Raw genomic sequence first — 23622 nt, 5'->3', positions numbered from 1 at the left:
CGCGGGGCGATGTCTGTCGCTTAGAACAGACCAATGAACCGGTCTGGCAGGATCCGCAGATCCCCGTCCACGAACCAATCGGTGGAATAGAACCCGGTCTTGCCCTTCACATAGGAGCGTTTCAGACGTTCCCGTTCCTGCGTGAAATCGAACCCTGTGCCCTTCTTCTCGATCGTGAAGCGCAGGTAGTCATTGCTGATCCGCTGATACTCGAATTTCGACCAGCCCCAGGAGCCCGCTCCGAAGACCAGCGCGCTGCCATCCTCGTTGGTGCCGCGCATGTTCAACCGGTCCTGATGGCGGTCGATATGGAACTGCTGGTCGAACCACTTGAGGTGAAACAGGTAGAGGTCCTCGCTCAGCGTGTAGACCTCATGCTCGGATCCGTGCCCGTCCGGGCCCCATTGCAAGGGGATCTGCGTGAGGCAGGGTTTGCAGTACCAGGCATTGACCCGCATGTATTTGCGCTGCGCGAGCATGGCGCGGCTCGGGTCATAATCGCTCTCGAGATCGACGCGGTGCAGCACCTCGACGCCCAGCGGCGAGACGACCCTGGTCCGGCGGTCGATCCCCTCGATATAGCCGATCAGGTCCTCGCCCAGCGCCGGATCGAGCACCAGCAACTCGTCCACATCGTTATAGACCACCCAGTCGAACATGTAGTTCAGGCCCGAACAGAGGTGATTGACCAGCTGGAACCGGTCCTGATCCATGGAGCGATAGGGCGCGCGGCGGTTCACCTCAATGATATTGCAACCTGCCGCGATCTCATGGGCGTAGTCCTGCGGCCCATGGGTGATGACATAGAGGTTCCGACGGTCCGTGAAGCGGCTGTAATACCGCACCCAGAGATCCAGAAAGAACGCATCGTCATAGACCATGGTGACGAAGGCGACGGACATGGGCCTAGCCTGCCGCGCGCACGTAGAGATACAGCTTGGGACCCACCGCCTGATGCTCATATCCGAGGCCACCGAGCAGGTCGGCGATCTCTTTCAGATCCCGACCGGTCTTGTCACACAGGATCACCGGGCTGTCGCGTTGGATCGTCTCGAGCGCGCCGCGCAGGGCCGGGATCTTGGAGCCGTTGAAGCACAGATGCAGCAGCCCGACCGCGCCCAGATCCTCGGCATCCAGTGTGGTGGCCGGATAATCCCCCTTGGCGCGGGCCACGAAGATCGTCTCGCCCAATCGCGCGGATTTCTGGGTGCCCAGCGCCATGCGTGCGCCGTCCTCGGTCACGACGGACCTGTGGATCTGCGCGCTGAGCCCGTTGAGCGCGAGCGTTTTTTCCAGCGGCTCCTGCAAGCAGGTCTGCGGCTCGAACACATGGATTGGTCCGGGGGAGGCGATCTGGGCGAGCGCCACAGTCGAGACTCCGACATAGCCGCCGACAACCACCAGACTGCGCCCGGGCGGGACAATGTCATGCTCGGCCAGTTGGAAAAACGACAGCTCATCCTCGTGGCGCGCGGTCATGGCGAGGCGTTTCTGCCCCTCGTCAAAATCGGCATAGGGCAAATGGGCCTTGATCACCCGATCGCGAAAAAACACCGAGCCCACACGCTCCGGCCCCATGGCCGAAAGACGCGCGCTGACCGCGACCTCGCGCAGGGTGGCGCGCATCTCTGCCAGAACCGCATTGAGATCCCCGGCGGCGATGGCGCCATGTTCGGGGTCGGTGACCGCCTTGGTCAAAGGGGTCTGGTCGGTCATGGTCAGGCTCCGGTTAGGATTTCGCGCGTACCTCCAGTTGTGCAACACCAAGGGTTGCCAAAACCTTAGCCTCGATATCCTCGGCGTTCAGCCCGGCAATATCGTACATGTCCCGGGGGCTCGCCTGATCGATGAACTGATCCGGCAGCACCATGGAGCGGAACTTGAGGCCCGTGTCGAACACGCCCTCATCGCTCAGAAGCTGCGCCACATGGGAGCCGAACCCGCCGACCGAGCCTTCCTCGATGGTGATGAGCGCTTCATGCTCCGCCGCCAGCCGCAGGATCATGTCGCGGTCGAGCGGTTTGGCGAAGCGGGCGTCGGCAATGGTTGGGGTGATCCCCTTCGCGCTGAGCCGTTCGCAGGCCTCGCGCACTTCAGCCAGCCGTGTGCCGAAGGACAGGATCGCGACCCGCGCGCCCTCGGCAATGATCCGGCCCTTGCCGATCTCGAGCACCTCGCCGCGCTCGGGCAAATCCACGCCCACCCCTTCACCCCGGGGAAACCGGAAAGAGATCGGGCCGTCATCATAGGCCACGGCGGTCGCCACCATATGCTTGAGCTCGGCCTCATCGGCGGCCGCCATGACCACCATGTTCGGAAGGTTCGCGAGATAGGCCGTATCATAGGCCCCCGCATGGGTAGCACCATCCGCCCCGACCAGCCCCGCCCGGTCGATCGCGAAACGCACCGGCAGGTTCTGCAGCGCCACGTCATGGACCACCTGATCATAGCCGCGCTGCAAGAAGGTCGAATACATGGTGCAAAAGGGCTTCATCCCACCCGCCGCGAGACCGGCGCAGAAGGTGACCCCGTGCTGCTCGGCAATGGCCACGTCGAAGGTGCGACTGGCATAACGCTGCGCAAACTTGTCGAGCCCGGTCCCCGAGGGCATGGCCGCCGTGATCGCCACGATCCCGGGATCCCGGGCGGCCTCGTCAATCAGGCTCTCGGCAAAGACATTGGTATAGCTGGGCGCATTGGAGGGCGCTTTCTTCTGCGCGCCGGACACCACGTCGAATTTGGCCGTGGCATGGCCCTTGTCGGCCGCCCCTTCGGCGGGGGCGTAGCCCTTGCCTTTCTTGGTGATCGCGTGGATCAGGATCGGCCCCGTAGCGCGGGCCTTGACGGTGCGGAGCACGCTCAGAAGCTGCTCCATGTCATGGCCGTCGATGGGCCCGAGATACGAGAACCCCAGCTCTTCGAACAGCGTCCCGCCCACGGTCATATGCTTGAGCATATCCTTGGCGCGCTTCGCCCCTTCCTGAAAGGGCGGCGGCAGCAGGCTGACCGCGCCCTTGGCGGCGGCCTTGAATTCCTGAAACGGCGCACCCGCATAGAGGCGGCTGAGATAGCTCGACATGGCCCCCGTGGGCGGGGCAATGGACATCTCGTTGTCGTTCAGAATGACGATCAGGCGCTTCTTCAGGTGGCCTGCATTGTTCAGCGCCTCGAAGGCCATGCCCGCGCTGATCGCGCCGTCCCCGATGACGGCAATCGCGTCGCCGATCCCGTGCTCGGGCGCGCCGCCCAGATCGCGGGCCACGGCAAACCCCAGCGCCGCAGAAATCGAGGTGGAGGAATGCGCGGCCCCAAACGGGTCATAGGGGCTTTCCGAGCGCTTGGTGAAGCCCGAAAGACCGTCCTTCATCCGCAGGGTGCGGATACGGTCACGCCGCCCGGTCAGGATCTTGTGCGGGTAACATTGGTGCGAGACGTCCCAGATGATCCTGTCCTTGGGGGCATCGAACACCGCATGGAGCGCCACGGTCAGCTCGACCACCCCGAGCCCCGCGCCCAGATGCCCGCCGGTCACCGAGACCGCGCTGATCGTCTCGGCGCGCAAGTCGCGGGCCAGCGCCACAAGCTCGGCATCGCTCAGCCGCTTCATGTCGGCGGGTGTATCGACCCGGTCGAGTACCGGGGTCACGGGGCGGTCTTGGGTTGGGGCGCTCATGGGCGGTCCCTCCTCGGGTCTCAGGTGTCCCGTGCGATAACGAAGCGGGCCAGATCGCACAAGGTCTCGGCCTGCTCGCCGTAAGGCTCCAGTGCCGCTTCGGCCTCGGCGACGAGGTCGCGGGCCCGGGCGCGCGCGCCCTCCAGCCCCAGCAGCGAAACAAAGGTGGCTTTGCCCGCCTCCGCATCCTTCTGCAGCCGTTTGCCGGCCTTTTCCGCATCGCCCGTGACGTCCAAAATGTCGTCCGCGATCTGGAAGGCAAGGCCGATCCGCTCGGCATAATGGCGCAGCGGGGCGGGATCGCCGCCCCCCAGAACCGCACCGGCCTCGGCGGACCAGCGGATCAGTGCGCCGGTCTTGCCCGCTTGCAGGGCGGTGATCTGGTCCAGCGTCAGAGGCGTGGCCGCGGTTTCCGCGGCAATGTCGAGCGCCTGCCCCAGCACCATGCCCGCCGCGCCCGAGGCCTGTGCCAGACTGCGTGTCAGGGTCAGCGCGATGGCCGGATCATCCGTCAGGCGCGGATCGCTGAGCGCCTCGAAGGCCAGGGTTTGCAGCGCGTCGCCCACCAGGATCGCCGAGGCCTCGTCCCATTTGATATGCACCGTGGGTTGCCCGCGACGCAGGTCATCGTCATCCATCGCCGGAAGGTCGTCATGCACCAGCGAGTAGGCGTGCAGGCACTCGATGGCCGCTGCCGCATAGACCGCCCGCTCGGGCCCGACCCCATGGAGCCGCGCGGTCTCAAGCACGAGCACACCGCGCAGGCGCTTCCCGCCCCTCGTGGCATAGGCCATGCCATCGCGGATCGCGCTGTCGGGCTGTGCGCCGATCAGGTCTTCAAGACAGGCGGCAATCTGCGGCAGCCCCGCCGATTGCGCCGCGGCGAATCCCGTCTTCGTCGTCAGCAAGGGTCAGAGTCCTTCGGCGGCCTTCAGCCCTTTGGGCTGGCCTTCGGCATCGAGGGTGATCTGGGCGACCTTCTCCTCGGCTTCCTTCAGCTTGGCCTCGCAGCGCGCCTTCAGAGCCGCGCCGCGTTCATAGAGCTTGATCGATTCCTCGAGCGGGACATTGCCCCGTTCCAGATCGCCCACGACCTTCTCCAGCTCGGCCATGGCGGCCTCGAAACTCATCTCGGCTACGGGGGTGTCGGTCATCGGGCATGCTCCATCAGGGTCGTGACATGGGCGGCAACGCTGGCCCCCAATGCAGGCAGATCATAGCCGCCTTCGAGCGTGGACACCACGCGCCCATCGCAGAATTCATCGGCAATCTCGCAGAGACGCGCGGTGACCCAGGCGAAATCCTCTTCGACGAGGGCCATCTGGGCGAGCGGATCCGCACGGTGCGCGTCAAAGCCCGCCGAGATCAAGATGAGCTCAGGGCGGAAGTTCTCGAGCGCGGGGAACACCTCGGCCTCGTAATGCCGCCGGAAGGAGGGCCCGGCCGTGTCAGGCGGAAAGGGCAGGTTGAAGATATTGCCGTGGGCGCCGGTCTCATGGCGCGCGCCAGAGCCGGGATAGAGCGGCATCTGGTGGGATGAGATGAAGAGCGCGCGCGCCTCATCCCAGAGCAGATCCTGAGTGCCGTTGCCATGATGGACATCGAAATCCACCAGCGCCACCCGGGACAGACCATGATGGTCCAGCGCCCGTTTCGCCGCGATGGCGATATTGCCAAAGAGGCAGAATCCCATGGCGGTGTCGGTCTCTGCGTGGTGACCCGGCGGGCGACAGGCCACAAAGGCGTTGCGTGCCGCGCCTGCCATGACCGCGTCCAGCGCGGCACAGATCCCACCCACCCCGCGCAGGGCCGCATTCCAGGAGCCCGAGACCACATGGGTGTCGCCATCCAGCGAGACGTAGCCGTCCTCCGGAATCGCCGCCCGTACCCGGTCGATATAGGATTGTGGGTGACAGCGCAGAACCTCTGAGAGATCGCCGAGCGGCGCGGCATGACGCTCCAGCGCGTCGAACGCGGGTGTATCCAGGGCTTCGGCAATGGCAACGAGGCGGGCGACCTGCTCCGGGTGACCCGGCGGGGTCACGTGAGAGAGGCAGTCGGAATGGGTATAGACACGGGTTGGCATGCCACAGGGCTAGAGGAACAGCCTCTCGGAGACAAGGCGCAGGGGCGGGTGGCGGGGTCGACATGTCGACCCCGGAGGACGCGCCATGATCCCATCGGCGGTCGGATTTGGCAGGACGTTGCACAGAGGCGCGACCGCGCGGTCCTCATGAGGACCGCGCACGTTCTGAGGATGCACGAGGTGAAACTGCCGAGCGCGGAACACCACTCGACAGCTCCATGCGTTACTGGACACGCGCGCCGATGACCCCCCGGCCTCGAAACACACGTGCGACCCCTTTATCCGCATGGCGGTGAACAACCGCACCCACTCTGTACCTCACACAGCTCGGGTAAAGCACAGCGCAGCCAGCGGCGCATTTAACTATGACATAGCACCCTGCGACAGGGCGGCTCAGTCCACCGACAGCATATAGCCTGCCCCGCGCACGGTTTGCAGGAAGCGCGGCTGCTTGGGATCAGTCTCGATCTTGCGCCGCAGACGGGTGATCTGCACATCCACCGCGCGCTCTTGCGCCTGTCCTCCGTCACGCCCGCTGCCGCGCCCCAGGTCATCGACCAGCTTCGACCGGCTCAAGGCCTCGCCCGGGCAAGTGGCAAAGATCCGCATCAGGGCGCTCTCGGTGGCGGTCAGCCGCACAGGCTCATCGCCGCGCCACATCTCGCCCCGCTCCACATCGTAGCGCACGGGTCCGAGATTCAGCACCTTGGGACGGGAGGCAGGCTCATCCGCCTTGGGCACCCGCCGCAGCACCGCGTTGATACGCAGCAACAGTTCCTTGGGCTCAAACGGCTTGGCGATATAGTCATCGGCCCCGGCCTCGAGCCCCTCGATCCGATCCGATGCCTCGCCCTTTGCGGTCAGAAGCAGGATCGGCGTCTCGTTCGTCTCGCGCAGGGACTTGGTCAGGGCGATCCCGTCCTCGCCGGGCATCATCACGTCGAGCACGATCAGGTCGAAATCGAGCCCGCCCAGCAAGCGCCGCGCCTGGGCCGCATCCTTGGCCGCCGAGACCCAGAATCCATTGCGCATCAAAAACTTCTGCAACAGCGTGCGAATACGCTCATCGTCATCCACGATCAGCAGATGGGCATCTTCATCCTGCATCAAGGACCCTCCTTGAGCGCATTGAACAACGCCCGGCTGTCCGCGTCCATCATTTGTTCGAGCACGCGGCGGAACCCGGCAACGGCCTCGGGCCCGGCCTCGCGGAAGGCGGCCCGCATGCGCGCCCGCTGCGCCTCCGACAGCTCACGCTCCAACGCCGCCCCCGCCGCGGTCAGATGCAGATGTCGCTCGCGCTTGTCCCGCGTACCCACACGGCTTTCGACCAGCCCATCCTCGATCAGGCTGCGCAGCACCCGGTTCAGGCTCTGCTTGGTGACCCCGAGGATATCCAGCAGGTTGTTCACCGTGGTCCCAGGTGCACGATTGATGAAATGGACCGCCCGGTGATGGGCCCGCCCATAGCCATGCTCCAGCAGGATTCGGTCCGGGTCCGCCGTGAACCCGCGATAGGCGAAGAACATCGCCTCGATCCCCTTGCGGAGCTGCTCATCCGTTAGAAACAGCAGGTTTTCGCCCTGCACGGCACGACTGCCGGTCTCGGCCATCTTGGCGTCTCCTCAATTCTTCGGGGTATTTTATGTCAGCCTTGTTGACTTTCCAAGAGCCGATTGGTATCGAATCGCAGCTTTGACGCAATATTGTGACCGGTTCGGCCCTATCTTGCGCAACTTTTGAAAATCCCACTGGGAGATGGAGGGGACGACCATGGCTGGAGCCTATAACGACCGGGACGGAACAATCTGGATGAACGGCAAACTGGTGCCGTGGCGGGACGCCAATGTCCACATCCTGAGCCATGCGATGCACTACGCCTCGAGCGTCTTCGAGGGCGAGCGCGCCTATAACGGCAAGATCTTCGAAAGCCGCAAGCATTCCGAACGGCTGCACTTTTCCGCCGGGGAACTGGATATAGAGATCCCCTATACCGTGGATGAGATCGAAGCGGCGAAATACGAGGTGATGAAGGCCAACAACCTCAGCGACGCCTATGTGCGCGCCGTGGCCTGGCGCGGCGCGGGCGAAGACATGGGTGTCGCGTCGGCGCGCAACCCGGTCCAGCTCGCCATCGCCTGCTGGGAATGGGGCAGCTATTACGGCGACGCCAAGTTCAAGGGCGCCAAGCTCGACATCGCCAAGTGGAAGCGCCCCTCGCCGGAGACCATTCCGGTCCATGCCAAGGCGGCCGGTCTCTACATGATCTGCACCACCTCCAAGCACGCCGCCGAGGCCAAGGGCTGCTCGGATGCGCTCTTCATGGATTACCGGGGCTACGTGGCCGAGGCGACCGGCGCGAATATCTTTTTCGTGAAGGATGGCGAGGTGCATACGCCGGACCCCGACTGCTTCCTCAACGGGATCACGCGGCAGACCGTGATCGGAATGCTGAAGGATCGCCAGATCAAGGTGCATGAGCGCCATATCATGCCCGAAGAGCTCGAGAGCTTCGAGCAGTGCTGGCTGACCGGCACCGCCGCCGAGGTCACGCCCGTGGGTCAGATCGGCACCTATAATTTCGAGGTCGGCGGCATCACCCGCGAGATCGCCGAAAGCTACGAAACCCTCGTGCGCAGCTGATCGCCAGCGCCGGAAAGACAGAAAGGGCCGTCCATCGGGGCGGCCCTTTTGCGTGGAAACGCTCTCGTCCTTGCGGATCTCTGTGCTAGGCTCGGGGCATGGATCCCGTTGCGCTTGCCTTTTACGCCGCCATTTGCGCCCTGCTGAGCCTCTTTGCCCCGCAACTCGGGGGGCGCATGACGCGCCTCGCTGTCGGGGCGGGCGTCGGCGTGGTGGCCGCTGCGCTGCTGCCGATCCTGCGGACCGCGCTGCTTGGCGGCTGAGCGCGCGTCAGAAGAACACCCGTTCCACCGCCCAATAGGCCCCGACAAAGGCGATGGCCGCCGAGACCGGGATGGCGATCACGCGGCGGTACCACTCCTTCTTGCCGAAGGGCAGCCCGATCAGCACGAAGGCGAGCGCGATCACCGCCAGCTGGCCCAGTTCGACCCCGACATTAAACCCGATCAGGCTGGTCACGAATTGCCCCGGATTGAGCCCGACATCGCCCAGCACGCTGGCAAAGCCGAGCCCGTGCAGCAGGCCAAAGGCAAAGACCACCGCGGTCCTGCGCCACCCGATGGTGCCGCCGATGATGTTCTCGACCGCCACATAGACGATGGATGCCGCGATCAGCGGCTCCACGACCGAACCGGGCAGGCTCACGATCCCGAGCGTTGCCATGGCGAGCGTGACCGTATGGGCCAGCGTGAAGGCCGTGACCTGAATCAGCAGCGGCTTCAGCGCCAGGCTGAAGAAGAACAGCCCCAGGACAAAGAGGATATGGTCGAGCCCCTTGGGGATGATGTGCTCGAACCCGATGACCACGTAATTGGCGAAAGCCGCCCCGATGGACTGGGAGGCCACGCCGTCCCGGGGCAGGGGATCGCTGAGCGCGCCACCGGTGAGATAGGCGGAATAGCCGTCGCCCCCGGCCTCGGCTGCCTGCCGCACAACCAGCGGGCCATTCGCCGCGTCCCAGCCCAGGGTCAGCGGTGCAGCCCCCTCGGGCAGGACGATCTCGGCGGTGACTAGTGTATCGCGCGGCAGCTCGATCGCGGCCTCGCCAGAGACCGTGACGGTCCCCAACTCCCAATCGAGCCGAGTGCCATCGACCTCGGCGATCAGCCCCTGCGAGACCTCGGGCCAGGCGGCGCGAAACGTCTCGGCCATCTCTTCGGGCGACAGCGCGCGCAAGGCGTCATAGGCGGCGGCCTCCGGCGCGTCATCGGTATTCTCCAGCGCGCTGACATCAATCCCCGCAACAAGTGTCTCGGCGGTGAGCTGGATCGAGACCTGAGCCCGGTCCGGGCCAACCTCCACATCCGCGACGGCAGGGCGGATCTCATGGGCCTGCGCTCCGGCGGTCCACAGCAGCGCGCACAGGGCCTTGATCGCCCAAAGCGCCCCCATTGACAGGCCGGGCCAACTGCGCGCCCTATGTTGCACTCTGCCCTGAAGGTTCTGGTCCATGCGCATTTATGCCCCCTTGCTCCTCGCTCTGACCCTTGCGCTGCCTGCGCGGTCCCATGAATTCTGGATCTCTCCCGACGCCTACCAGGTGCCGCCCGGAGGTCAGATCATTGCCGAGTTGCGGGTAGGAGAAAAGCTCAAAGGCGCAGGCTACCCCTATATTCCCGCGCGGACCGCACGGTTCGACATCCTGCAGGGGGACCAGCGGATCGACCCGGAGGCGCGGATGGGGGATCGGCCCGCCCTGACCCGCGAGATGCCCGCGCCGGGGCTGGCCATCGTGGTCCATGAAACGGCGGACAATGTGCTGAAATACACCGATTGGAAGAAGTTCGTCGCCTTCACCGATCACAAGGATTTCGCCTGGGCGCAGGCAGACCACCGGACCCGCGGCTTGCCCGAGACCGGCTTCCGCGAAACCTATCGCCGCTATGGCAAGGCACTGGTCGCCGTGGGCGACGGGACCGGGGCAGATCGCCCTGTCGGGCTCGAGACCGAGATCGTGGCGCTGGCGAACCCCTACACCGACGATCTGGAAGCGGGCCTGCCGGTGCGGGTGCTCTATCGCGGTGCGCCTCGCCGTGATGTTCAGGTCGAGCTTTTCGGCCGCGGACCCGATGGCAAGGTCGCCGTCAGCCTGCACCGCACGGATGATGCGGGACGGGTCGTTCTGCCCATGGCGCCGGAGACGGAATACCTGGTGGATTCGGTGATCATCGAGCCGCTCGATCCCGCCGAAGAGGGGGATCCGGTGTGGCACACGCTCTGGGCTTCGCTGACTTTTCAGACGCCCGCGCGCTAGCCCGGATCAGTCGGGGCGCATGGGGCGGGCCTTGCCCCGCGCCAGGGCCAGCTGCCGCTCGCGCCAGATGATCGCCACGCCCGAGGCCATGACCAGCAGCGCCCCCGCCAGCATCGGCACGGTCGGCACCTCGGCAAAGATGAAATACCCGACGATCAAGGCCAGCAACATCGAGGCGTAGTCGAACGGCGCGACCACCGAGGCCGGCGCATAGCGATAGGCGGATGTCAGCATGATCTGCCCCGCCCCGCCACACAGCCCCGCCGCAATCAGCAGCGCTGCGACAGTCGGGCTGGGCCAGACCCACCCGAACGGCACGGTCAGCAGGGACAGGCTCGTCGAGGTGATCGTGAAGTAGAACACGATGGCACTGGTGGTTTCGGTCGCCACCATCTTGCGGATGAAGACATGGGCCAAGGCGGCAAGCCCCGCCGAGAGCAGGCAGAAGATCGCGCCCAGCGCCGCCGTATCGGCCCGCAGGTCAGCCACCCCGCCCAGACGCGGCCAGAGCACGACCACCACCCCCAGAAGCCCGACCAGCACGGCCGTGGTCCGAAAGAGCCGGATCCGCTCGCCCAGCATCAGCGCGGCCAGCACCACCACGAAAATGGGCGAGGCAAAGCGCAAGGCGGTGACTTCAGGCAAGGGCAGAAGCCCCAGCCCCGCAAACCCGAAGGCCATGGCGCTCGTACCCACGAGCCCGCGCCAGACATGGGAGATCGGATGCTTCGCCTTCAGCCCCGTGCGCAGCTCCCCGCGCAGGGCCAGCCAGCCGAACAGGACCGGAAAGGCGAAGAAAGAGCGGAAGAACACGGCCTGCCCCGGTGGCACGGCCTCAGCCGTGGCTTTGACCAGAGAGGCCATGACCATGAAGGCGGTCACAGCGCCCAGTTTGAACAGAATTCCGCGGATCGGGGACATTCCCAGTGCGGTATCCGATTTTCAGGGGCTTGGCCAGTTCAGGGCCCGATCCTTGCCGCGCACCCCCGCAGCGCCGCTCCGCGCGCAGGGGTGGGTAGGGCCCTAGGCCTCGATGCCCCGTTCGATCCGAAGATAGGCCCGCATGGCGGTGGGCACGCGCTTGGCGCGCCGATACACCGCCTTGGTGTTGCGATTGGGCCGGGACTGACGTTCGAGAGCCAGAAAACGGCGCAGCCGGTTGGCGGGTGGTTTGGTCATGAAATCCTCCTCCAAAAGCTTCATGGGGCTCCGACACTAGCACAAACTCCCCCGATCACCTATCGCGCCCGGGAACCCGAGGGGGCAATCTGTTTAGAATGCAACCTAATCCGCCCGACACGAACCGCAGCAAGGGCTTAAAAACGCCCGGTTTTCTCAAGTATGCGGGCCTTCGCTCGAATTTTGGGAAAAATTGACTCGATCCGGCTGCGAAAACTTAAACCTTCCTCAAACACGACCACGGACTCTGGCATCACAAGCACCCGGAGAACCGCGCGTGGATACAACTCGTCGCTATACCCTTTTGACCGCGATCATCCTGTTTGCTGCCTTGCCAGCAACCAGTGCCTATCTGGCCTATGAGTTCACGCAGAACCCGGCCCTGCGCCCCCTGGGGATCACCAAGGAGAAACTGGCCCTCGCCAAGGAGCAGACGAATTCCGTTTCGATCCTAGTTGACGTGGATTGGGGGGAGGACCTGCCGGAACAGGCCAGCCAAGACGAAATGCGCGCCCTGATCTCGGGCGCCCTGTCCAGCCAGACCGATGACTATGTCTTCCGGTTCAACTCCGTTCCCGGGGATGAGGTCGATATACGCTTCCGGGTCGGCGCCAACCGCTACGGACCCTTTGCCCCCGAGGAGATGGTGCGCGGCATCATGCTTTCGCTGATTGCACTGGAAGTGACGCAGAAGGCCCGACAGTAGCCCCGCAAGGCTCTGGGCTGTGCGATGCCCTTTCCCTCCGCCGCCCGGTTTGCCAAACAGGCGTCATGACACCCAATCCGACACTGGCCGCCCTCGCCGTGGTGCTGCGCGGCGACGAGGTGCTGCTGGTTCAGCGACGCAATCCCCCGGATGCCGGGCTCTGGGGCTTTCCCGGCGGCCATGTGGAGCTTGGGGAAACCGCGCTTGAGGCTGCAGTCCGGGAATTGGCCGAGGAAACCCGGGTCACGGCAACCGCGGATCGGTACCTCACCAATGTCGATGTGATCACCCGGTGTCCGGAGGGGACGGTGGAGTTTCATTTCCTTCTGGCGGCGGTGCTTTGCACCTATGTCAGCGGAACGCCCCAGGCCGATGATGATGCCCGCGATGCGGCCTGGTGGCCCGTATCCGACATTCTCGCGGGTCACCTGCCCTGCAGTGATCGGGTGGCACTGGTGCTGCGCCACGCGCTTGCGCCCGGACATGCTGAGTAACCGACCCTGAGGAATGATCGCCGTTGACCGCTCGTCTCCGGATACCTCTGTTACCGACGCGCAAGACAATCTCCGAAGCCCTTGGCTCATTGACGCTTCGGTCGAGCAGGAGCGACGCGCCAAAGCAAACTGCCTTGGAGATCCCGGCACGCCTCTATCGCTAAGGCAAGGATTGCGCACCGCGAGGGGCCTATCGCCCAGCACCCCCGTGTTAGAAGAGATGCCACCCGCCAAAATGCCGCTGATCATGAAGTCCGGCTGCGTGGCGAGTGCCGCCTGGCGCGACTGTCTAGGCCAGCCTCGCAAAGCCGCCCTCAGTCCCGGCGCAGCCAATCCGCCTCAGGACAGTCGCGCAAACGCCCAGCGCGCCGCATCGGCCACGGTCGGATCCGCGTCTTCGCAGAGGCCCTGGGCCACGTCGCGCAGGCGCGGATCGCCCGAATTGCCCAGCGCGTAACACACATTCCGGACAAAGCGGTCTCGCCCGATGCGCTTGATGGGCGAGCCGGAGAACCGCGCCCGGAACGCGGCGTCGTCCAGCACGGCGAGCTCGGCCAGCGCCGGACCGGTCAGGTCCGGACGCGCGTGGTATTTCGCCTCGCGCGCCTCGACCGCGAACTTGTTCCACGGGCACACCGCAAGACAATCGTCGCAGCCATAGATCCGATTGCCGAGCCCCTCGCGCAACCCGACGTCCACGGGTCCCTTATGCTCGATGGTCAGGTAGGAGATGCAGCGCCGCGCATCGAGCTGAAACGGGGCCGGGAAGGCCTGCGTCGGACAGATGTCGAGGCAGGCGGTGCAGGACCCGCAATGATCCCGCTCTGCCGCGTCCCGGGGCAAATCGAGCGTGGTGAAGAGCGCCCCGAGAAACACCCAATTGCCAAAGTCGCGGCTCAGCAGGTTCGTATGCTTGCCCTGCCAGCCGAGCCCCGCCGCCTGTGCAAGCGGTTTCTCCATCACCGGCGCGGTGTCGACAAAGACCTTGATCTCGCCCCCGGCCTCGGCCAGCAGCCATCGTCCGAGCGCCTTGAGTTTTTTCTTGAGCACGTCGTGATAATCGCGGTGGCGCGCATACACGCTGATCGCCCCCCGATCGCGATGGTCCAGCGCATCGAGCGGATTGTCCTCGGGCGTATAGCTCTCGGCCAGCATCACCACCGAGCGGGCCTCAGGCCAGAGCGCGGCAGGGTTGCCCCGCCAATGCATCCGCTCGGCCATCCAGCCCATCTGGCCCTGCCGTCCGGCCTCGACAAAGGTGGCCAGCCGACCGGCAGCCTCGGGGATCGCATCCGGCGCGCAGATCCCGCTGGCCGCAAAGCCGAGCCGGGCCGCCTCGGCCTTGAGCGCGGCCGCAAGCGTCTCGTTCAAAAATCGAGATCCGCGTAATGGGGCGGCTGGATGAACCCGGGGATCTGGTCCGCGAGGATCGAGCGGAAGGCCGGGCGCGACTTGATCTTGGCGTACCAGTCCTTCACCGCGGCGTTCCGGTTCCAATCCACATCGCGGATATAGTCGAGGCAGGACAGCTGCGCAGCGGCGGTGAAATCGGCGATGGTCATCACGTCACCCGCGAGCCAGCGGCGCTGCTCCAGAAGCCAGCCCATATAGTCGATATGGTACTTGATCTTCTGGGCGCCCATCTTGACGTTCTTGCTGTCGGGATAGCCGGCTCCGGTGATCTTCTTGTTCACCCGCTCATAAAGCAGGTTGCGCGTCACCTCGTTGTGGAACTTGTCGTCGAACCACATGGAGAGCCGCCGTGCCTCGTAGCGCTCCTGGGGTGTTCCGGGCAAAAGCGACGGGGTTGGGTGCATCTCTTCGAGAAACTCGACGATCGCGTGGCTCTCGGTCAGGAAGGTCCCGCCCATCTTGAGCACCGGCACCTTGCCCGCCGGATTGCGGCGCAGGAAATCCGCAGAGGGCTCCCAGTATTTCTCGTCCACCAGCTCGACCTCGACCTTCTTCTCGGCCAGCACGAGGCGGACCTTGCGGCAGAAGGGGGATAGCGGAACGTGGTAGAGACGATTCATGGGCGCAGCTCGATCCTGTTTGGTCCTTTGTGCCTTGGGGCGCGGATGGCTTCAATCCTCGAAACAGGCCGCACGCCCGTCCCGGCGGATTGTCTCTGCCCCGTCGGCCACCCGTGCGGCCCGCCGCTGGAGCGTCGGCGTCGGGCGCACCGCCGAGCGGGCCTTGGGGTTGGGCAGCACGACGGCAAGTGCGGCGGATTGCGCGCGGCTGAGATCCGAGGCGGGCACCCCGAAATACCAGGGCGCTGCCGCGCCTGCCCCGAAAACACCCTCATCGAACTCAGCGATGTTGAGATACACCTCGAGGATCCGCTGCTTGGACCAGAGCGCCTCCATCACCGGGGTCATCAGCGCCTCGAGCGCCTTGCGCGGCCAGGACCGGCCATGCCAGAGGAAAGCGTTCTTGACCACCTGCTGCGACAGGGTCGAGGCCCCGCGGGTTCCGCCGGCCTCGATCGCGGCCCGGATCGCCGCCATGTCGAACCCCCAATGGGCACAGAAATTCGCATCCTCCGCCGCCACAACAGAGCGGGCAAGCTCTGGCGTGATCTGGTCCAGAGGAACCCAGGTCTGGCGAATCTCGCCCAGCCGGGCCGCCTCGGCGCGCATATAGGGCGTGGTCGGCGGATCGATCCAGCGATAGGCCGCGATCCAGATCACAAGAAGCAGCGAAACCCCCAGCACCGCCCACCCGAACCAGCGCAACGCACGCCGGAGCGTCCCGCCAAGGGACAGGCGGGCACCCCCCTCCCCGGAGGGGGAGGATTTGCGCGATGTCTTGGCCGGGGTCTTTTTCGCCGCCATGCTCTGCTCTTAAACCTGCTCGTCTCTGGTGAAACCGGGCGCACCCTGCCCTGTCAACCCGCAGGGCGGCTCTGGCGCGTCACACGCGGGCGAAATAGGCGTCCAGCGCCCGTTTTGTGGCCTCGGCGGCGGGGGCTGCGGCTTCGAGGATCTCTTCGGCTTGCCAGATGTCAAAGACGCCATAAGCACGGGAATCCGGGCGGATCAGCGCATCCGGTGGCGAGGACGCGAGCCGGGTTTCCAGCATGGCCTGGATCATGATCCGCATGGAGCCTGCCACCGCTTCGAGCGGTCCGGGCGGATCGCGTTCCATGCTGTCGGGCTCAGTGGCGACATCCACGGCCAGCTTGAAACTGTCCGCGGGCAAGAGATCATAGGGCAGGTTGTTGGTGAAACCGCCATCCACGAAGGTCCGCTCGCCGATCTTGACCGGCGCGAAGGCGCCCGGGATCGCAATGGAGGCGGCCAGGGCATCCCGGACCGGTCCGGTTTTAAACACCACGGGTTCGCGCGCCCGGTAGTCCGTGGCCACGATATGCAGAGGGCAGATCATCTCCTCGAACTGTTCAGGGAAATCATCGGGCAGCATGGTGGACACCGCCGCCTGCGCCGCCACGGGCTGCAAAAGCTTCAGGCCTTTGGAGAGATGGGTCCGCCAATAGGTCACCGCCGCCTCGAAAGGGCTATCGATCAGGTCGAGAATATGATGCCGGATCTCGACCCCCGCCATGCCGGAGGCATAGGCCGCCCCCATCAGCGCCCCCATGGAGGTCCCGGCAATCGCGCAGGGCATAACGCCCAGCTCGTCCAAAGTCTCGAGCACGATGACATGCCCGATCCCGGCGGCCCCGCCACCGCTCAACGCAAGAGACAGCTCCGCCATCCTGTGTCAGCCCAACCCGGTTTCAGCCGCAATCTGGGCGCGGGACTTGCGCGCGCGCTCGGTCGCGGATTTGAGCTGCCCGCAGGCAGCCATGATGTCCTCGCCACGGGGGGTGCGGATCGGGCTCGCGTAGCCCGCCTTGTAGATGATGTCCGCAAAGGCCCGGATGCGGTTGTTCGAGGACCGCTCATAGGGCGCGCCGGGCCATTCGTTGAAGGGGATCAGGTTGATCTTGGCCGGGATGCCCTTGATCAGCTCGACCAGACGTCGCGCATCCTCGTCGCTGTCATTCACCCCTTTGAGCATCACGTATTCAAAAGTGATCCGCTCGGAATTGCTGGCCTTGGGATAGGCCTTCAGCGCCTCGAGCAGTTCTGCGATGTTCCAACGCTTGTTGATCGGCACCAGCTTGTCGCGCACGTCGTCGGTGGTGGCGTGGAACGACACGGCCAGCATGCAGCCGATCTCATCGGCGGTGCGGGCGATCTCGGGCACCACGCCGGAGGTGCTGAGCGTGATCCGGCGGCGGCTGAGGCTAATGCCCTCGGGGTCCATCGCGATCTTCATCGCGTCGCGCACGGCCTCGAAATTATAGAGCGGCTCGCCCATCCCCATCAGCACGATGTTGGACAGAAGCCGGGTCTCATTCTTGGGGTTGCGTCCGGGCTCCGGCCATTCGCCCAGATCGTCCCGCGCCACCATGATCTGGCCGACGATCTCGCCCGCCGTCAGGTTGCGCACCAGCTTTTGCGTGCCCGTATGGCAGAAGGAGCAGGTCAGCGTGCACCCCACCTGCGACGAAACGCAGAGCGTGCCGCGATCCTCTTCGGGGATGTAGACGACCTCGACCTCATGGCCCCCGGCGATCCGCACGAGGTATTTCCGGGTCCCGTCGCTCGAGACGTGGCGCGACACCACCTCGGGGACGGCCACGGTAAAGTGCTCGGCCAGCAACGCACGATAGGGCTTGGAGAGGTTGGTCATATCCGCGAAATCGCGCACGCCCCGTTCATAGATCCAGGCCCAGACCTGGTTGACCCGCATCTTCACCTGTTTCTCAGGCGTACCGGCGGAGCGCAGGGCCTCGGCCAGCTCGGGGCGGGTCAGGCCGACCAGATTGCGCGGCCCGCCCTCGGCCAGCTTGCGCGGCAGGGTCAGGACGTCTTGCGTGATCGGGGCCTGCGGGCTGGGGTCGCTGGCGGTCATGGGCGTGCTCCGGTGTGGGATAGGGCCATATATAGCGCGATTCGCGAGGGCGGAAGAGGTTGTGTCCTGCGGCACCGCAACAGAACACGCTGCAACGCGGTATTGTGGATACAAAACCGATCTGCCGTAACGTCACACGCTCAATTCAATAAGAACGGCGCTGATTATGCTCCATCAATTCCTGTCGCGTTAACCATCTGTGAACTTGTTCATAGAGTTTTAGACGGTTTTTTCGTTAATCGGAGGCACGGAACGCGGGACTGTAACCCGCACTAGGAGCCTGAGTACATGTACAAGACATTAACGATCGCTGCCGCTCTCACCTTCTCTGCTGTTGCTGCGAATGCAGCAATTCTGGACTTCGAGACCGGCTTTTCTGGCGACGAAACCCCTATTGTCGGCAACGAGTTTGTCGGCGGTTTCGACGTGACCTTCTCCAGCCCCAACGGCCTGAACATCGTCGAAGTCGGTGGCAACACCGACGGTTTCGTCCCGAACGACACGCCGAACCCGCCCGACGCGTTTGGTGACTACTTCCTGACCTCCGATTTCGGCACGGTCACCTCGCTGACGATCAACTACGGAACCGCAGTGGCCGCAGCGTCCTTCGACGTGGCTGACATTGACGGCAGCGGCAATGACCTCGAGGTCTTCACCTTCATCGCGCGCGATATGGGTGGCAACGTCCTCGACACGCAGGTTGTGGATGGCAACGACCCCCTCGCGGGCGACGCAGCCGTGACCCGCATCGGGTTCAGCGGCCTCGCAGGCCTGATCTCCGAGATCGAAATCAGCGGCACGACAGCCGGTGGCACACGCTTCATCGGCATCGCGTTCGACAACTTCGACACCATGGCCGACACCACGTCGCCGATCCCGCTGCCCGCTGGCGCACCGCTGGCCCTGCTGGGTCTCGGCGCTCTGGGCGCGCTGCGCGCACGTCGCAAGGCCTGATCCAGACCGGATCCCTGCACAGTTCGAGAAAGGGCCGCCCCGCGGCCCTTTTTTGCGTTTTGCCCTTTCACGCTCAGGGGTTTCGGGGAAACAGGTACAGGGGTGGCGTGGCCACCCGAGAGCTAGAGGATATCACCCCGCGGACCGATCCAATGACCTCGACGGTGGTGCCCCGCGGTGCGCCCCAAGACCTTGCAATTGACGCTGGCGGTAACGCCTATCTCACGAGCCATACCGCAGATCTGTTCGATAAGGACATGGTGCCGGTCGCGAAGATACCGCGCCCGCAGAGCCGTATCCGCCTGACGCCTAGCTGGCGCAGCGGCGCTCGGCCTCTTCGAGAGCGGCGGTAAAGCCCAGCAGGCTGAACGTGTCCTTCGTGGTCGTGCCGGACCGCTGGGACACCCCTGTGACAACAGCCTGCGCGCCGCGCTTCATGGCCGTGATCACTTTCGCGTCATCCTCGGCCGAGGCGGGCCATGCATTGCCACCCTCGGTGAAAAACTCGAAGGTCGACTCGCCGATCTCCACCGTCACGGTCGAGCCCTCGCGGAAATCATAGCCGCCTTTGAAGGACACTTCGCCCGTCACGCTCTCTGAGGGGCGATAGGCCACGAACATCAGAATGTCGCCGCGATTGACCGCCACGGGGCGCCCGTCGCGGGTGTTCACGGTCTCTTTCGGGATCGAGACGCTCCAGCATTCCGTTGGATTGTCTTCGACAAAGACATTCCAGTCGGTTTTCACGGCTACCCGGTTGTCGGACACCTCCTGCGCCAGCGCCGGTGTCATCACCACGCTCAAAAGCGCCGCCAATGCGCCGCCCGCAATCGCCCGTCTCATACCTGTAGCCTCTACCCGCATACCCAACTTCACGACCCCTGTCCTGACATGGCAAATTCGCTGGCCCCTTCGCGGAGCGTCTGACACATCTTATACGTAACGTTATCTAACCAGACCCCAAGGGCAATCAAAGACCCTGCGTCATTGGTTTGAGCAAAACTTTGCCGGAGGATATGCCATGACTGCATCAGGGATGGAAGGGGTCCGCCTCGTAGAGCTGTGGCGCGGCGGGATCCTGGAGTCGCTTCACTGCGGCCATGTGGTGATCTGCGGACCTGATGGAGAGATCGAAGAGGCCTGGGGCAATCCCGATCAGGTGATTCTCCCGCGATCGTCGGTCAAGATGCTGCAGGCCTTGCCGTTGGTTGAAAGTGGCGCTGCGGCCCGGGCAGGGCTGGGCCCGCAGCATCTGGCGCTGGCCTGCGCCTCCCATGAAGGGACAGCGCGCCATGCGGGGTTGGTTTCTGACTGGCTCGCGGATCAGGGCATGGGCCCGGGGGACCTGCTCTGCGGCGCGCAGTCACCGTGGGACCGGGCGGAGCGGAACCGGATGATCTGCGCAGAGGCCGCGCTGAGCCCGTTGCACAACAATTGCTCGGGCAAACATGCGGGCTTTCTCACCCTGTCACGGGATCTCGGGGCCGGGGCGGATTACATCGACATGGCCCACCCGGTACAAGCGGCGGCGCTGGCTGCCCATGAGGAGGTCACGGGCGAGACCAGCCCGGGATACGGCATCGATGGCTGTGCCGCGCCGAACCATGCCACCACGCTCCACGGTCTGGCACGCGCCATGTCGCGCTACGCGACGGCCAGCGGACGCGCCGATGCCCGGTCCCGCGCGCAAACGGCCCTGACCGAGGCCATGATGGCGCATCCGGATCTGGTCGCGGGCGACGGGCGCCCTTGTACCGAGCTGATGCGCGCAACTACCGAGCCTGTAGCGATCAAGTTCGGCGCGGATGGTGTCTTCATCGCAATTCTGCCCGCGCAGGGCCGGGGCGTCGCGATCAAGATCAGTGATGGTGCCACGCGAGGCGTGGATTGCGTGATTGCGGCGGTGCTCGTGCGGCTCGGCGTATTGGATCCGTCCCATCCTTCGGCGCAACGGTTCCTCACGGGACCGATCCGGAACCGGCGCGGCGATGCGGTTGCGCGCCTCACCCCCGTGCGCGACCTGATCGGTGCCGCGAATTTTACCAAGATTTAGGAAAACTGCGGCAGGATCAGGGGTGACGGGATCTGCCCCCGGTCTATCTGCTCGGATCATCACCCAATCGTGTTGGAAGGCGCACCCATGCCTCGGATTTTTGCTGCCCTGATCTGCCTGACCCTGCTTGGCCATGCGGGCCCCGCCTCTGCCGGGGACGGGCCGCTTTTGCAGATCCTCAGCTGGACCGAGGAGGCCTGGGAACGGCTGCGCTCTCTTGACGAGGCCCCCGAACGGGTGGACCGGCGGGCGCAAACCCCCTCGGTGCCCTTTGCGGTGACCGAAGACGGGGCTGTGGTGCGGGCCCAGATCGCGCAATCCAACCTGCGCATCCCCGACGAATCGGGCCCGGAGGCCCGCACGGCGCTGGAATTCTGATCGGGAGCGTGTCGCGGCGCGTGCCGGCTCAGCCCTGCGGCGGGATCACGAACTCGGATTTGGCATATCCCTGCAGGTAGAGCAGCGCGGAGAGGTCTCCGTGATTGATGCGTCGATCGCATTCCGCGGCCACGACCGGCTTGGCATGCAGCGCGACGCCCGCCCCGGCCCGCCCCAGCATACCCAGATCATTGGCCCCATCGCCCACGGCCATCACATCCGCCTCGGAAATCCCGAGCTTGGCGGTGATCTCTTCGAGCGCGGTGACCTTGGCCGCCCGCCCGAGGATCGGATCGATGACCTTGCCGGTCAGCGCGCCCTCGGCGATCTCAAGGCTGTTCGCGCGGTTCTCGTCAAAGCCCAGCCGCCCGGCAATCCGCGCGGTAAAGGCCGTGAAGCCCCCCGACACCAGCGCCGCATAGGCCCCGGCCGCCTTCATCGTCGCGAGGAGTTCCGGCCCACCGGGCATCAGGGTGATCCGGTTGGCAATGACCTGATCGATCACCCCCGCATCCAGCCCCTCAAGCAAGCCGACCCGCTCGCGCAGCGCCCCCTCGAAATCCAACTCGCCATTCATCGCGCGCGCGGTGATCTCGGCCACGCGGGGGCCAACCCCGGCTTCGGCGGCCAGCTCGTCGATGCATTCCTGCTGGATCATGGTGCTGTCCATGTCGGCCAGCAGCATCTTCTTGCGCCGCCCCACCTCTGGCTGAACCACGAGATCGACCTTCTGCTCCTGCAGATCGGCCCAAACCTCCCACAGGTTCTCCGGCTGTGCCTCCAACGGGAACTCCGCAGCCTCGCCCTCGGACAGCCAGCGCGCATCACCGCCGCCCCAGGCGTTGCGCAGTGAGGTGACCATGGCCTCGTCGAGGCAGGGCGCAGCGGGATTGGTCAGAAGCGTGGCGATATACATGGGCGCGGGTCCTTTGGCAGCTCGCCGCGCTTTACCCCAGCCGCCCGCCCGAGACCAGCGCCCTAGCGATAGGCCGCAGGCACGGACCGCCCGATATTGCGACTGACAAGCCCGGGGTCCCAGCCGGTCATCTAGACGGTTGTCTTAGCTTCCTCTGCCAACCGCTCCCTGGTTGCGGCGATATACGTCTCGGCAGCCTCACATTGCATCGGCCCGTCAAACGGGTGACGGATCACATAGCGTCCCTGGAAATTGTCGCGATTCTTCGTGGTTTTGAACATGATGTCCCGGGGCATCTGCTCCTTGGTGTAGCGCGCCCGGTAGCGGGTCACGTAGACCCCCTCCCCGGGGAAATCGGAGGGTTCGAGCCAGCGCGCTCCGAGGATCCGCAGATCCTCATTGGGTACCGGATCATCCGCGCAAGGGTCACACCACCCCATGTCCCAACCATATTCCAGAACAAGCCCGCCACGGTCGCCTACGGCTTTCTGGAACACACTCGTGTAGAAAAGTGGAAACATCTGCTCGATGAAGGCCGGGACGTCGACATTGGTTGGCAACTCGGTGGCAGTATAATTCGCCACCTCCACCCGGCCCGAGCTTGTGAGCATGTAGAACACCGCCGTTTGCGGCGCCTCGGCATTGAGCTTGCCAAGCTGGATCGGAAGCATGAAATCCCGCGAGCGGAACCGGATTTGCAGCGGCTGAAGCTCCTGCGCGGCCCCCGCGTCATGGCGCGCCAGGTTCACCTTCGCGACGAAAAACTTCATCCCCGCACCGATATAATCACCCAGAACAGGGGTCGCGCCATCCGGCAGTTTGTAGCCCTCCTGAGTGAGATAAGTGACCAGCCCATCCGAGCGCTTGGCCGACAGGATCTCGATATCGTAGCTGCCCACCGCATAGGAGGCCTCGACCGTCACGCCCAGCGCGCGCGGCCCGCTCTTTGGCTGCACAGCGGGCGTTTGACCGCCGTCGCTGGTGATGACCGGCATTGCCATCATAGGCTCCACCCCATCGAATAAGCACGGATCCTCATCAAAATACTCCACCAGCCGCGGCGCAGTGTAGCGGTCGAGATGGGCGATGATCTTTGGGTCTACGGTGCGGATATCGTCCCGTTCCAGCACCGATGGCGTTGGAACCACCAGTGCGAACTCGGAGGCAGGTCCCTGGTAATCCGAGGACATGGTGATCGTCGAAAAGACACCATTGCGCGTGTAGACCACCTTGGAGGTTTCGTTCAGGAGCCGACCGTCGCTGCGCGCGACGTAGAATCCGCAAAAGGCCTGGGCCAGACCCGGCAGGCAGAGCAATACCAAAACCATAAGAACCCTGCGCATGGACGCCTTCCAACTCA

General features: G+C 64.8%; 27 protein-coding genes. 8 read left to right on the top strand and 19 right to left on the bottom strand.

Features of this window, described 5'->3' with window-relative positions:
* Nucleotides 1-20 precede the first annotated feature (20 nt).
* The 8 genes from ACP15I_RS09590 to ACP15I_RS09555 all read right to left on the bottom strand — a co-directional run bounded on the left by ACP15I_RS09590 (nucleotide 21) and on the right by ACP15I_RS09555 (nucleotide 7372).
* Nucleotides 21-902: a glycosyltransferase family 2 protein gene (locus ACP15I_RS09590; RefSeq protein WP_424974893.1), complete on the bottom strand. Its 882-nt coding sequence runs from the start codon at nucleotides 900-902 to the stop codon at nucleotides 21-23.
* A 4-nt stretch (nucleotides 903-906) separates the two neighbouring features.
* Nucleotides 907-1716 carry a hypothetical protein gene (locus tag ACP15I_RS09585; protein WP_424974892.1) on the bottom strand — a complete coding sequence of 270 codons (810 nt, stop codon included), beginning with the start codon at nucleotides 1714-1716 and terminating at the stop codon, nucleotides 907-909.
* Between the two features lie 13 nt (nucleotides 1717-1729).
* On the bottom strand, nucleotides 1730-3673 hold the full coding sequence (gene dxs / locus ACP15I_RS09580; RefSeq protein ID WP_424974891.1) for a 1-deoxy-D-xylulose-5-phosphate synthase: 1944 nt from the start codon (nucleotides 3671-3673) through the stop codon (nucleotides 1730-1732).
* A gap of 20 nt (nucleotides 3674-3693) precedes the next feature.
* Nucleotides 3694-4527, bottom strand: coding sequence for a polyprenyl synthetase family protein (locus ACP15I_RS09575; protein WP_424975036.1), 834 nt, complete (start codon nucleotides 4525-4527; stop codon nucleotides 3694-3696).
* Nucleotides 4528-4584: 57 nt separating this feature from the next.
* Nucleotides 4585-4827 carry an exodeoxyribonuclease VII small subunit gene (locus ACP15I_RS09570; RefSeq protein WP_424966386.1) on the bottom strand — a complete coding sequence of 81 codons (243 nt, stop codon included), beginning with the start codon at nucleotides 4825-4827 and terminating at the stop codon, nucleotides 4585-4587.
* Nucleotides 4824-5759 carry a histone deacetylase family protein gene (locus ACP15I_RS09565; RefSeq protein ID WP_424974890.1) on the bottom strand — a complete coding sequence of 312 codons (936 nt, stop codon included), beginning with the start codon at nucleotides 5757-5759 and terminating at the stop codon, nucleotides 4824-4826. Before ACP15I_RS09565 ends, ACP15I_RS09570 begins: the two co-directional genes overlap by 4 nt.
* A gap of 393 nt (nucleotides 5760-6152) precedes the next feature.
* Nucleotides 6153-6866, bottom strand: coding sequence for a response regulator (locus ACP15I_RS09560; protein ID WP_424966384.1), 714 nt, complete (start codon nucleotides 6864-6866; stop codon nucleotides 6153-6155).
* Entirely contained in the window at nucleotides 6866-7372 is a 507-nt protein-coding gene (locus ACP15I_RS09555) for a MarR family winged helix-turn-helix transcriptional regulator (protein ID WP_424966383.1), read from the bottom strand. Before ACP15I_RS09555 ends, ACP15I_RS09560 begins: the two co-directional genes overlap by 1 nt.
* Nucleotides 7373-7532: 160 nt before the next feature.
* Here ACP15I_RS09555 and ACP15I_RS09550 point away from each other — a divergent pair, with 160 nt between their 5' ends.
* Both ACP15I_RS09550 and ACP15I_RS09545 read left to right on the top strand, forming a co-directional pair.
* Entirely contained in the window at nucleotides 7533-8402 is an 870-nt protein-coding gene (locus ACP15I_RS09550; RefSeq protein WP_424966382.1) for a branched-chain amino acid aminotransferase, read from the top strand.
* Between the two features lie 98 nt (nucleotides 8403-8500).
* Nucleotides 8501-8665 (top strand): hypothetical protein, encoded by a 165-nt coding sequence (locus ACP15I_RS09545; protein WP_424974889.1) that lies wholly within the window; start codon nucleotides 8501-8503, stop codon nucleotides 8663-8665.
* Between the two features lie 7 nt (nucleotides 8666-8672).
* Here ACP15I_RS09545 and ACP15I_RS09540 read toward each other — a convergent pair whose 3' ends face one another.
* A complete protein-coding gene (locus tag ACP15I_RS09540) occupies nucleotides 8673-9794 on the bottom strand; it encodes a HupE/UreJ family protein (protein ID WP_424974888.1) in 1122 nt (373 codons plus the stop codon).
* Between the two features lie 58 nt (nucleotides 9795-9852).
* Here ACP15I_RS09540 and ACP15I_RS09535 point away from each other — a divergent pair, with 58 nt between their 5' ends.
* Complete coding sequence (locus ACP15I_RS09535) at nucleotides 9853-10656, top strand: DUF4198 domain-containing protein (RefSeq protein WP_424974887.1); 804 nt, start codon at nucleotides 9853-9855, stop codon at nucleotides 10654-10656.
* 6 nt (nucleotides 10657-10662) lie between these two features.
* Here the strand turns inward: ACP15I_RS09535 and ACP15I_RS09530 are convergent, their stop codons facing one another.
* Complete coding sequence (locus ACP15I_RS09530) at nucleotides 10663-11577, bottom strand: DMT family transporter (RefSeq protein WP_424974886.1); 915 nt, start codon at nucleotides 11575-11577, stop codon at nucleotides 10663-10665.
* Between the two features lie 102 nt (nucleotides 11578-11679).
* A complete protein-coding gene (locus ACP15I_RS09525; protein WP_424966375.1) occupies nucleotides 11680-11835 on the bottom strand; it encodes a hypothetical protein in 156 nt (51 codons plus the stop codon).
* A 277-nt stretch (nucleotides 11836-12112) separates the two neighbouring features.
* Here ACP15I_RS09525 and ACP15I_RS09520 point away from each other — a divergent pair, with 277 nt between their 5' ends.
* Both ACP15I_RS09520 and ACP15I_RS09515 read left to right on the top strand, forming a co-directional pair.
* Entirely contained in the window at nucleotides 12113-12541 is a 429-nt protein-coding gene (locus ACP15I_RS09520) for a hypothetical protein (protein ID WP_424966374.1), read from the top strand.
* A gap of 65 nt (nucleotides 12542-12606) precedes the next feature.
* A complete protein-coding gene (locus ACP15I_RS09515) occupies nucleotides 12607-13035 on the top strand; it encodes an NUDIX hydrolase (protein WP_424974885.1) in 429 nt (142 codons plus the stop codon).
* A 339-nt stretch (nucleotides 13036-13374) separates the two neighbouring features.
* On the opposite strand, the gene queG is transcribed toward ACP15I_RS09515, so the two are convergent.
* The 5 genes from queG to rlmN form a co-directional block, all read right to left on the bottom strand.
* Nucleotides 13375-14406 carry a tRNA epoxyqueuosine(34) reductase QueG gene (gene queG, locus ACP15I_RS09510; protein ID WP_424974884.1) on the bottom strand — a complete coding sequence of 344 codons (1032 nt, stop codon included), beginning with the start codon at nucleotides 14404-14406 and terminating at the stop codon, nucleotides 13375-13377.
* Complete coding sequence (locus ACP15I_RS09505; RefSeq protein WP_424966371.1) at nucleotides 14403-15068, bottom strand: glutathione S-transferase family protein; 666 nt, start codon at nucleotides 15066-15068, stop codon at nucleotides 14403-14405. Before ACP15I_RS09505 ends, queG begins: the two co-directional genes overlap by 4 nt.
* A gap of 51 nt (nucleotides 15069-15119) precedes the next feature.
* Nucleotides 15120-15872 carry a monofunctional biosynthetic peptidoglycan transglycosylase gene (gene mtgA / locus ACP15I_RS09500; protein WP_424974883.1) on the bottom strand — a complete coding sequence of 251 codons (753 nt, stop codon included), beginning with the start codon at nucleotides 15870-15872 and terminating at the stop codon, nucleotides 15120-15122.
* A gap of 79 nt (nucleotides 15873-15951) precedes the next feature.
* Nucleotides 15952-16755: a patatin-like phospholipase family protein gene (locus tag ACP15I_RS09495; RefSeq protein WP_424974882.1), complete on the bottom strand. Its 804-nt coding sequence runs from the start codon at nucleotides 16753-16755 to the stop codon at nucleotides 15952-15954.
* A gap of 6 nt (nucleotides 16756-16761) precedes the next feature.
* Complete coding sequence (rlmN, locus tag ACP15I_RS09490; RefSeq protein ID WP_424966368.1) at nucleotides 16762-17961, bottom strand: 23S rRNA (adenine(2503)-C(2))-methyltransferase RlmN; 1200 nt, start codon at nucleotides 17959-17961, stop codon at nucleotides 16762-16764.
* 288 nt (nucleotides 17962-18249) lie between these two features.
* On the opposite strand from rlmN, the gene ACP15I_RS09485 reads away from it, so the two are divergent.
* Nucleotides 18250-18915 carry a hypothetical protein gene (locus ACP15I_RS09485; RefSeq protein ID WP_424966367.1) on the top strand — a complete coding sequence of 222 codons (666 nt, stop codon included), beginning with the start codon at nucleotides 18250-18252 and terminating at the stop codon, nucleotides 18913-18915.
* A gap of 309 nt (nucleotides 18916-19224) precedes the next feature.
* Here ACP15I_RS09485 and ACP15I_RS09480 read toward each other — a convergent pair whose 3' ends face one another.
* The gene (locus ACP15I_RS09480) at nucleotides 19225-19758 is read right to left on the bottom strand and encodes an invasion associated locus B family protein (protein ID WP_424966366.1); all 534 of its coding nucleotides are present in this window, start codon (nucleotides 19756-19758) and stop codon (nucleotides 19225-19227) included.
* Nucleotides 19759-19936: 178 nt separating this feature from the next.
* On the opposite strand from ACP15I_RS09480, the gene ACP15I_RS09475 reads away from it, so the two are divergent.
* A complete protein-coding gene (locus ACP15I_RS09475; protein WP_424974881.1) occupies nucleotides 19937-20968 on the top strand; it encodes an asparaginase in 1032 nt (343 codons plus the stop codon).
* 87 nt (nucleotides 20969-21055) lie between these two features.
* Entirely contained in the window at nucleotides 21056-21346 is a 291-nt protein-coding gene (locus ACP15I_RS09470; protein WP_424974880.1) for a hypothetical protein, read from the top strand.
* Nucleotides 21347-21374: 28 nt separating this feature from the next.
* Here ACP15I_RS09470 and serB read toward each other — a convergent pair whose 3' ends face one another.
* Nucleotides 21375-22262, bottom strand: a complete 888-nt coding sequence (gene serB / locus ACP15I_RS09465; RefSeq protein ID WP_424974879.1) for a phosphoserine phosphatase SerB — start codon at nucleotides 22260-22262, stop codon at nucleotides 21375-21377.
* A gap of 131 nt (nucleotides 22263-22393) precedes the next feature.
* The gene (locus tag ACP15I_RS09460; RefSeq protein WP_424974878.1) at nucleotides 22394-23605 is read right to left on the bottom strand and encodes a DUF2330 domain-containing protein; all 1212 of its coding nucleotides are present in this window, start codon (nucleotides 23603-23605) and stop codon (nucleotides 22394-22396) included.
* Between the last annotated feature and the right edge of the window lie 17 nt (nucleotides 23606-23622).

The sequence above is a fragment of the Dinoroseobacter sp. S124A genome, assembly GCF_049801015.1.
Taxonomy (GTDB): domain Bacteria; phylum Pseudomonadota; class Alphaproteobacteria; order Rhodobacterales; family Rhodobacteraceae; genus Dinoroseobacter.
This window is presented reverse-complemented; position numbering and strand designations above follow the sequence as displayed.

Coding starts and splice junctions, on each gene's coding strand:
- ACP15I_RS09540 (WP_424974888.1), bottom strand. CDS start 9,794: ATGGGGGCGCTTTGGGCGATCAAGGCCCTGTGCGCGCTGCTGTGGACC.
- ACP15I_RS09550 (WP_424966382.1), top strand. CDS start 7,533: ATGGCTGGAGCCTATAACGACCGGGACGGAACAATCTGGATGAACGGC.
- ACP15I_RS09590 (WP_424974893.1), bottom strand. CDS start 902: ATGTCCGTCGCCTTCGTCACCATGGTCTATGACGATGCGTTCTTTCTG.
- ACP15I_RS09485 (WP_424966367.1), top strand. CDS start 18,250: ATGTACAAGACATTAACGATCGCTGCCGCTCTCACCTTCTCTGCTGTT.
- ACP15I_RS09460 (WP_424974878.1), bottom strand. CDS start 23,605: ATGCGCAGGGTTCTTATGGTTTTGGTATTGCTCTGCCTGCCGGGTCTG.
- ACP15I_RS09555 (WP_424966383.1), bottom strand. CDS start 7,372: ATGGCCGAGACCGGCAGTCGTGCCGTGCAGGGCGAAAACCTGCTGTTT.
- ACP15I_RS09565 (WP_424974890.1), bottom strand. CDS start 5,759: ATGCCAACCCGTGTCTATACCCATTCCGACTGCCTCTCTCACGTGACC.
- mtgA (WP_424974883.1), bottom strand. CDS start 15,872: ATGGCGGCGAAAAAGACCCCGGCCAAGACATCGCGCAAATCCTCCCCC.
- ACP15I_RS09545 (WP_424974889.1), top strand. CDS start 8,501: ATGGATCCCGTTGCGCTTGCCTTTTACGCCGCCATTTGCGCCCTGCTG.
- dxs (WP_424974891.1), bottom strand. CDS start 3,673: ATGAGCGCCCCAACCCAAGACCGCCCCGTGACCCCGGTACTCGACCGG.
- serB (WP_424974879.1), bottom strand. CDS start 22,262: ATGTATATCGCCACGCTTCTGACCAATCCCGCTGCGCCCTGCCTCGAC.
- ACP15I_RS09530 (WP_424974886.1), bottom strand. CDS start 11,577: ATGTCCCCGATCCGCGGAATTCTGTTCAAACTGGGCGCTGTGACCGCC.
- ACP15I_RS09525 (WP_424966375.1), bottom strand. CDS start 11,835: ATGACCAAACCACCCGCCAACCGGCTGCGCCGTTTTCTGGCTCTCGAA.
- ACP15I_RS09475 (WP_424974881.1), top strand. CDS start 19,937: ATGACTGCATCAGGGATGGAAGGGGTCCGCCTCGTAGAGCTGTGGCGC.
- ACP15I_RS09505 (WP_424966371.1), bottom strand. CDS start 15,068: ATGAATCGTCTCTACCACGTTCCGCTATCCCCCTTCTGCCGCAAGGTC.
- ACP15I_RS09470 (WP_424974880.1), top strand. CDS start 21,056: ATGCCTCGGATTTTTGCTGCCCTGATCTGCCTGACCCTGCTTGGCCAT.
- ACP15I_RS09585 (WP_424974892.1), bottom strand. CDS start 1,716: ATGACCGACCAGACCCCTTTGACCAAGGCGGTCACCGACCCCGAACAT.
- ACP15I_RS09480 (WP_424966366.1), bottom strand. CDS start 19,758: ATGAGACGGGCGATTGCGGGCGGCGCATTGGCGGCGCTTTTGAGCGTG.
- rlmN (WP_424966368.1), bottom strand. CDS start 17,961: ATGACCGCCAGCGACCCCAGCCCGCAGGCCCCGATCACGCAAGACGTC.
- ACP15I_RS09495 (WP_424974882.1), bottom strand. CDS start 16,755: ATGGCGGAGCTGTCTCTTGCGTTGAGCGGTGGCGGGGCCGCCGGGATC.
- ACP15I_RS09570 (WP_424966386.1), bottom strand. CDS start 4,827: ATGACCGACACCCCCGTAGCCGAGATGAGTTTCGAGGCCGCCATGGCC.
- ACP15I_RS09535 (WP_424974887.1), top strand. CDS start 9,853: ATGCGCATTTATGCCCCCTTGCTCCTCGCTCTGACCCTTGCGCTGCCT.
- ACP15I_RS09560 (WP_424966384.1), bottom strand. CDS start 6,866: ATGCAGGATGAAGATGCCCATCTGCTGATCGTGGATGACGATGAGCGT.
- ACP15I_RS09515 (WP_424974885.1), top strand. CDS start 12,607: ATGACACCCAATCCGACACTGGCCGCCCTCGCCGTGGTGCTGCGCGGC.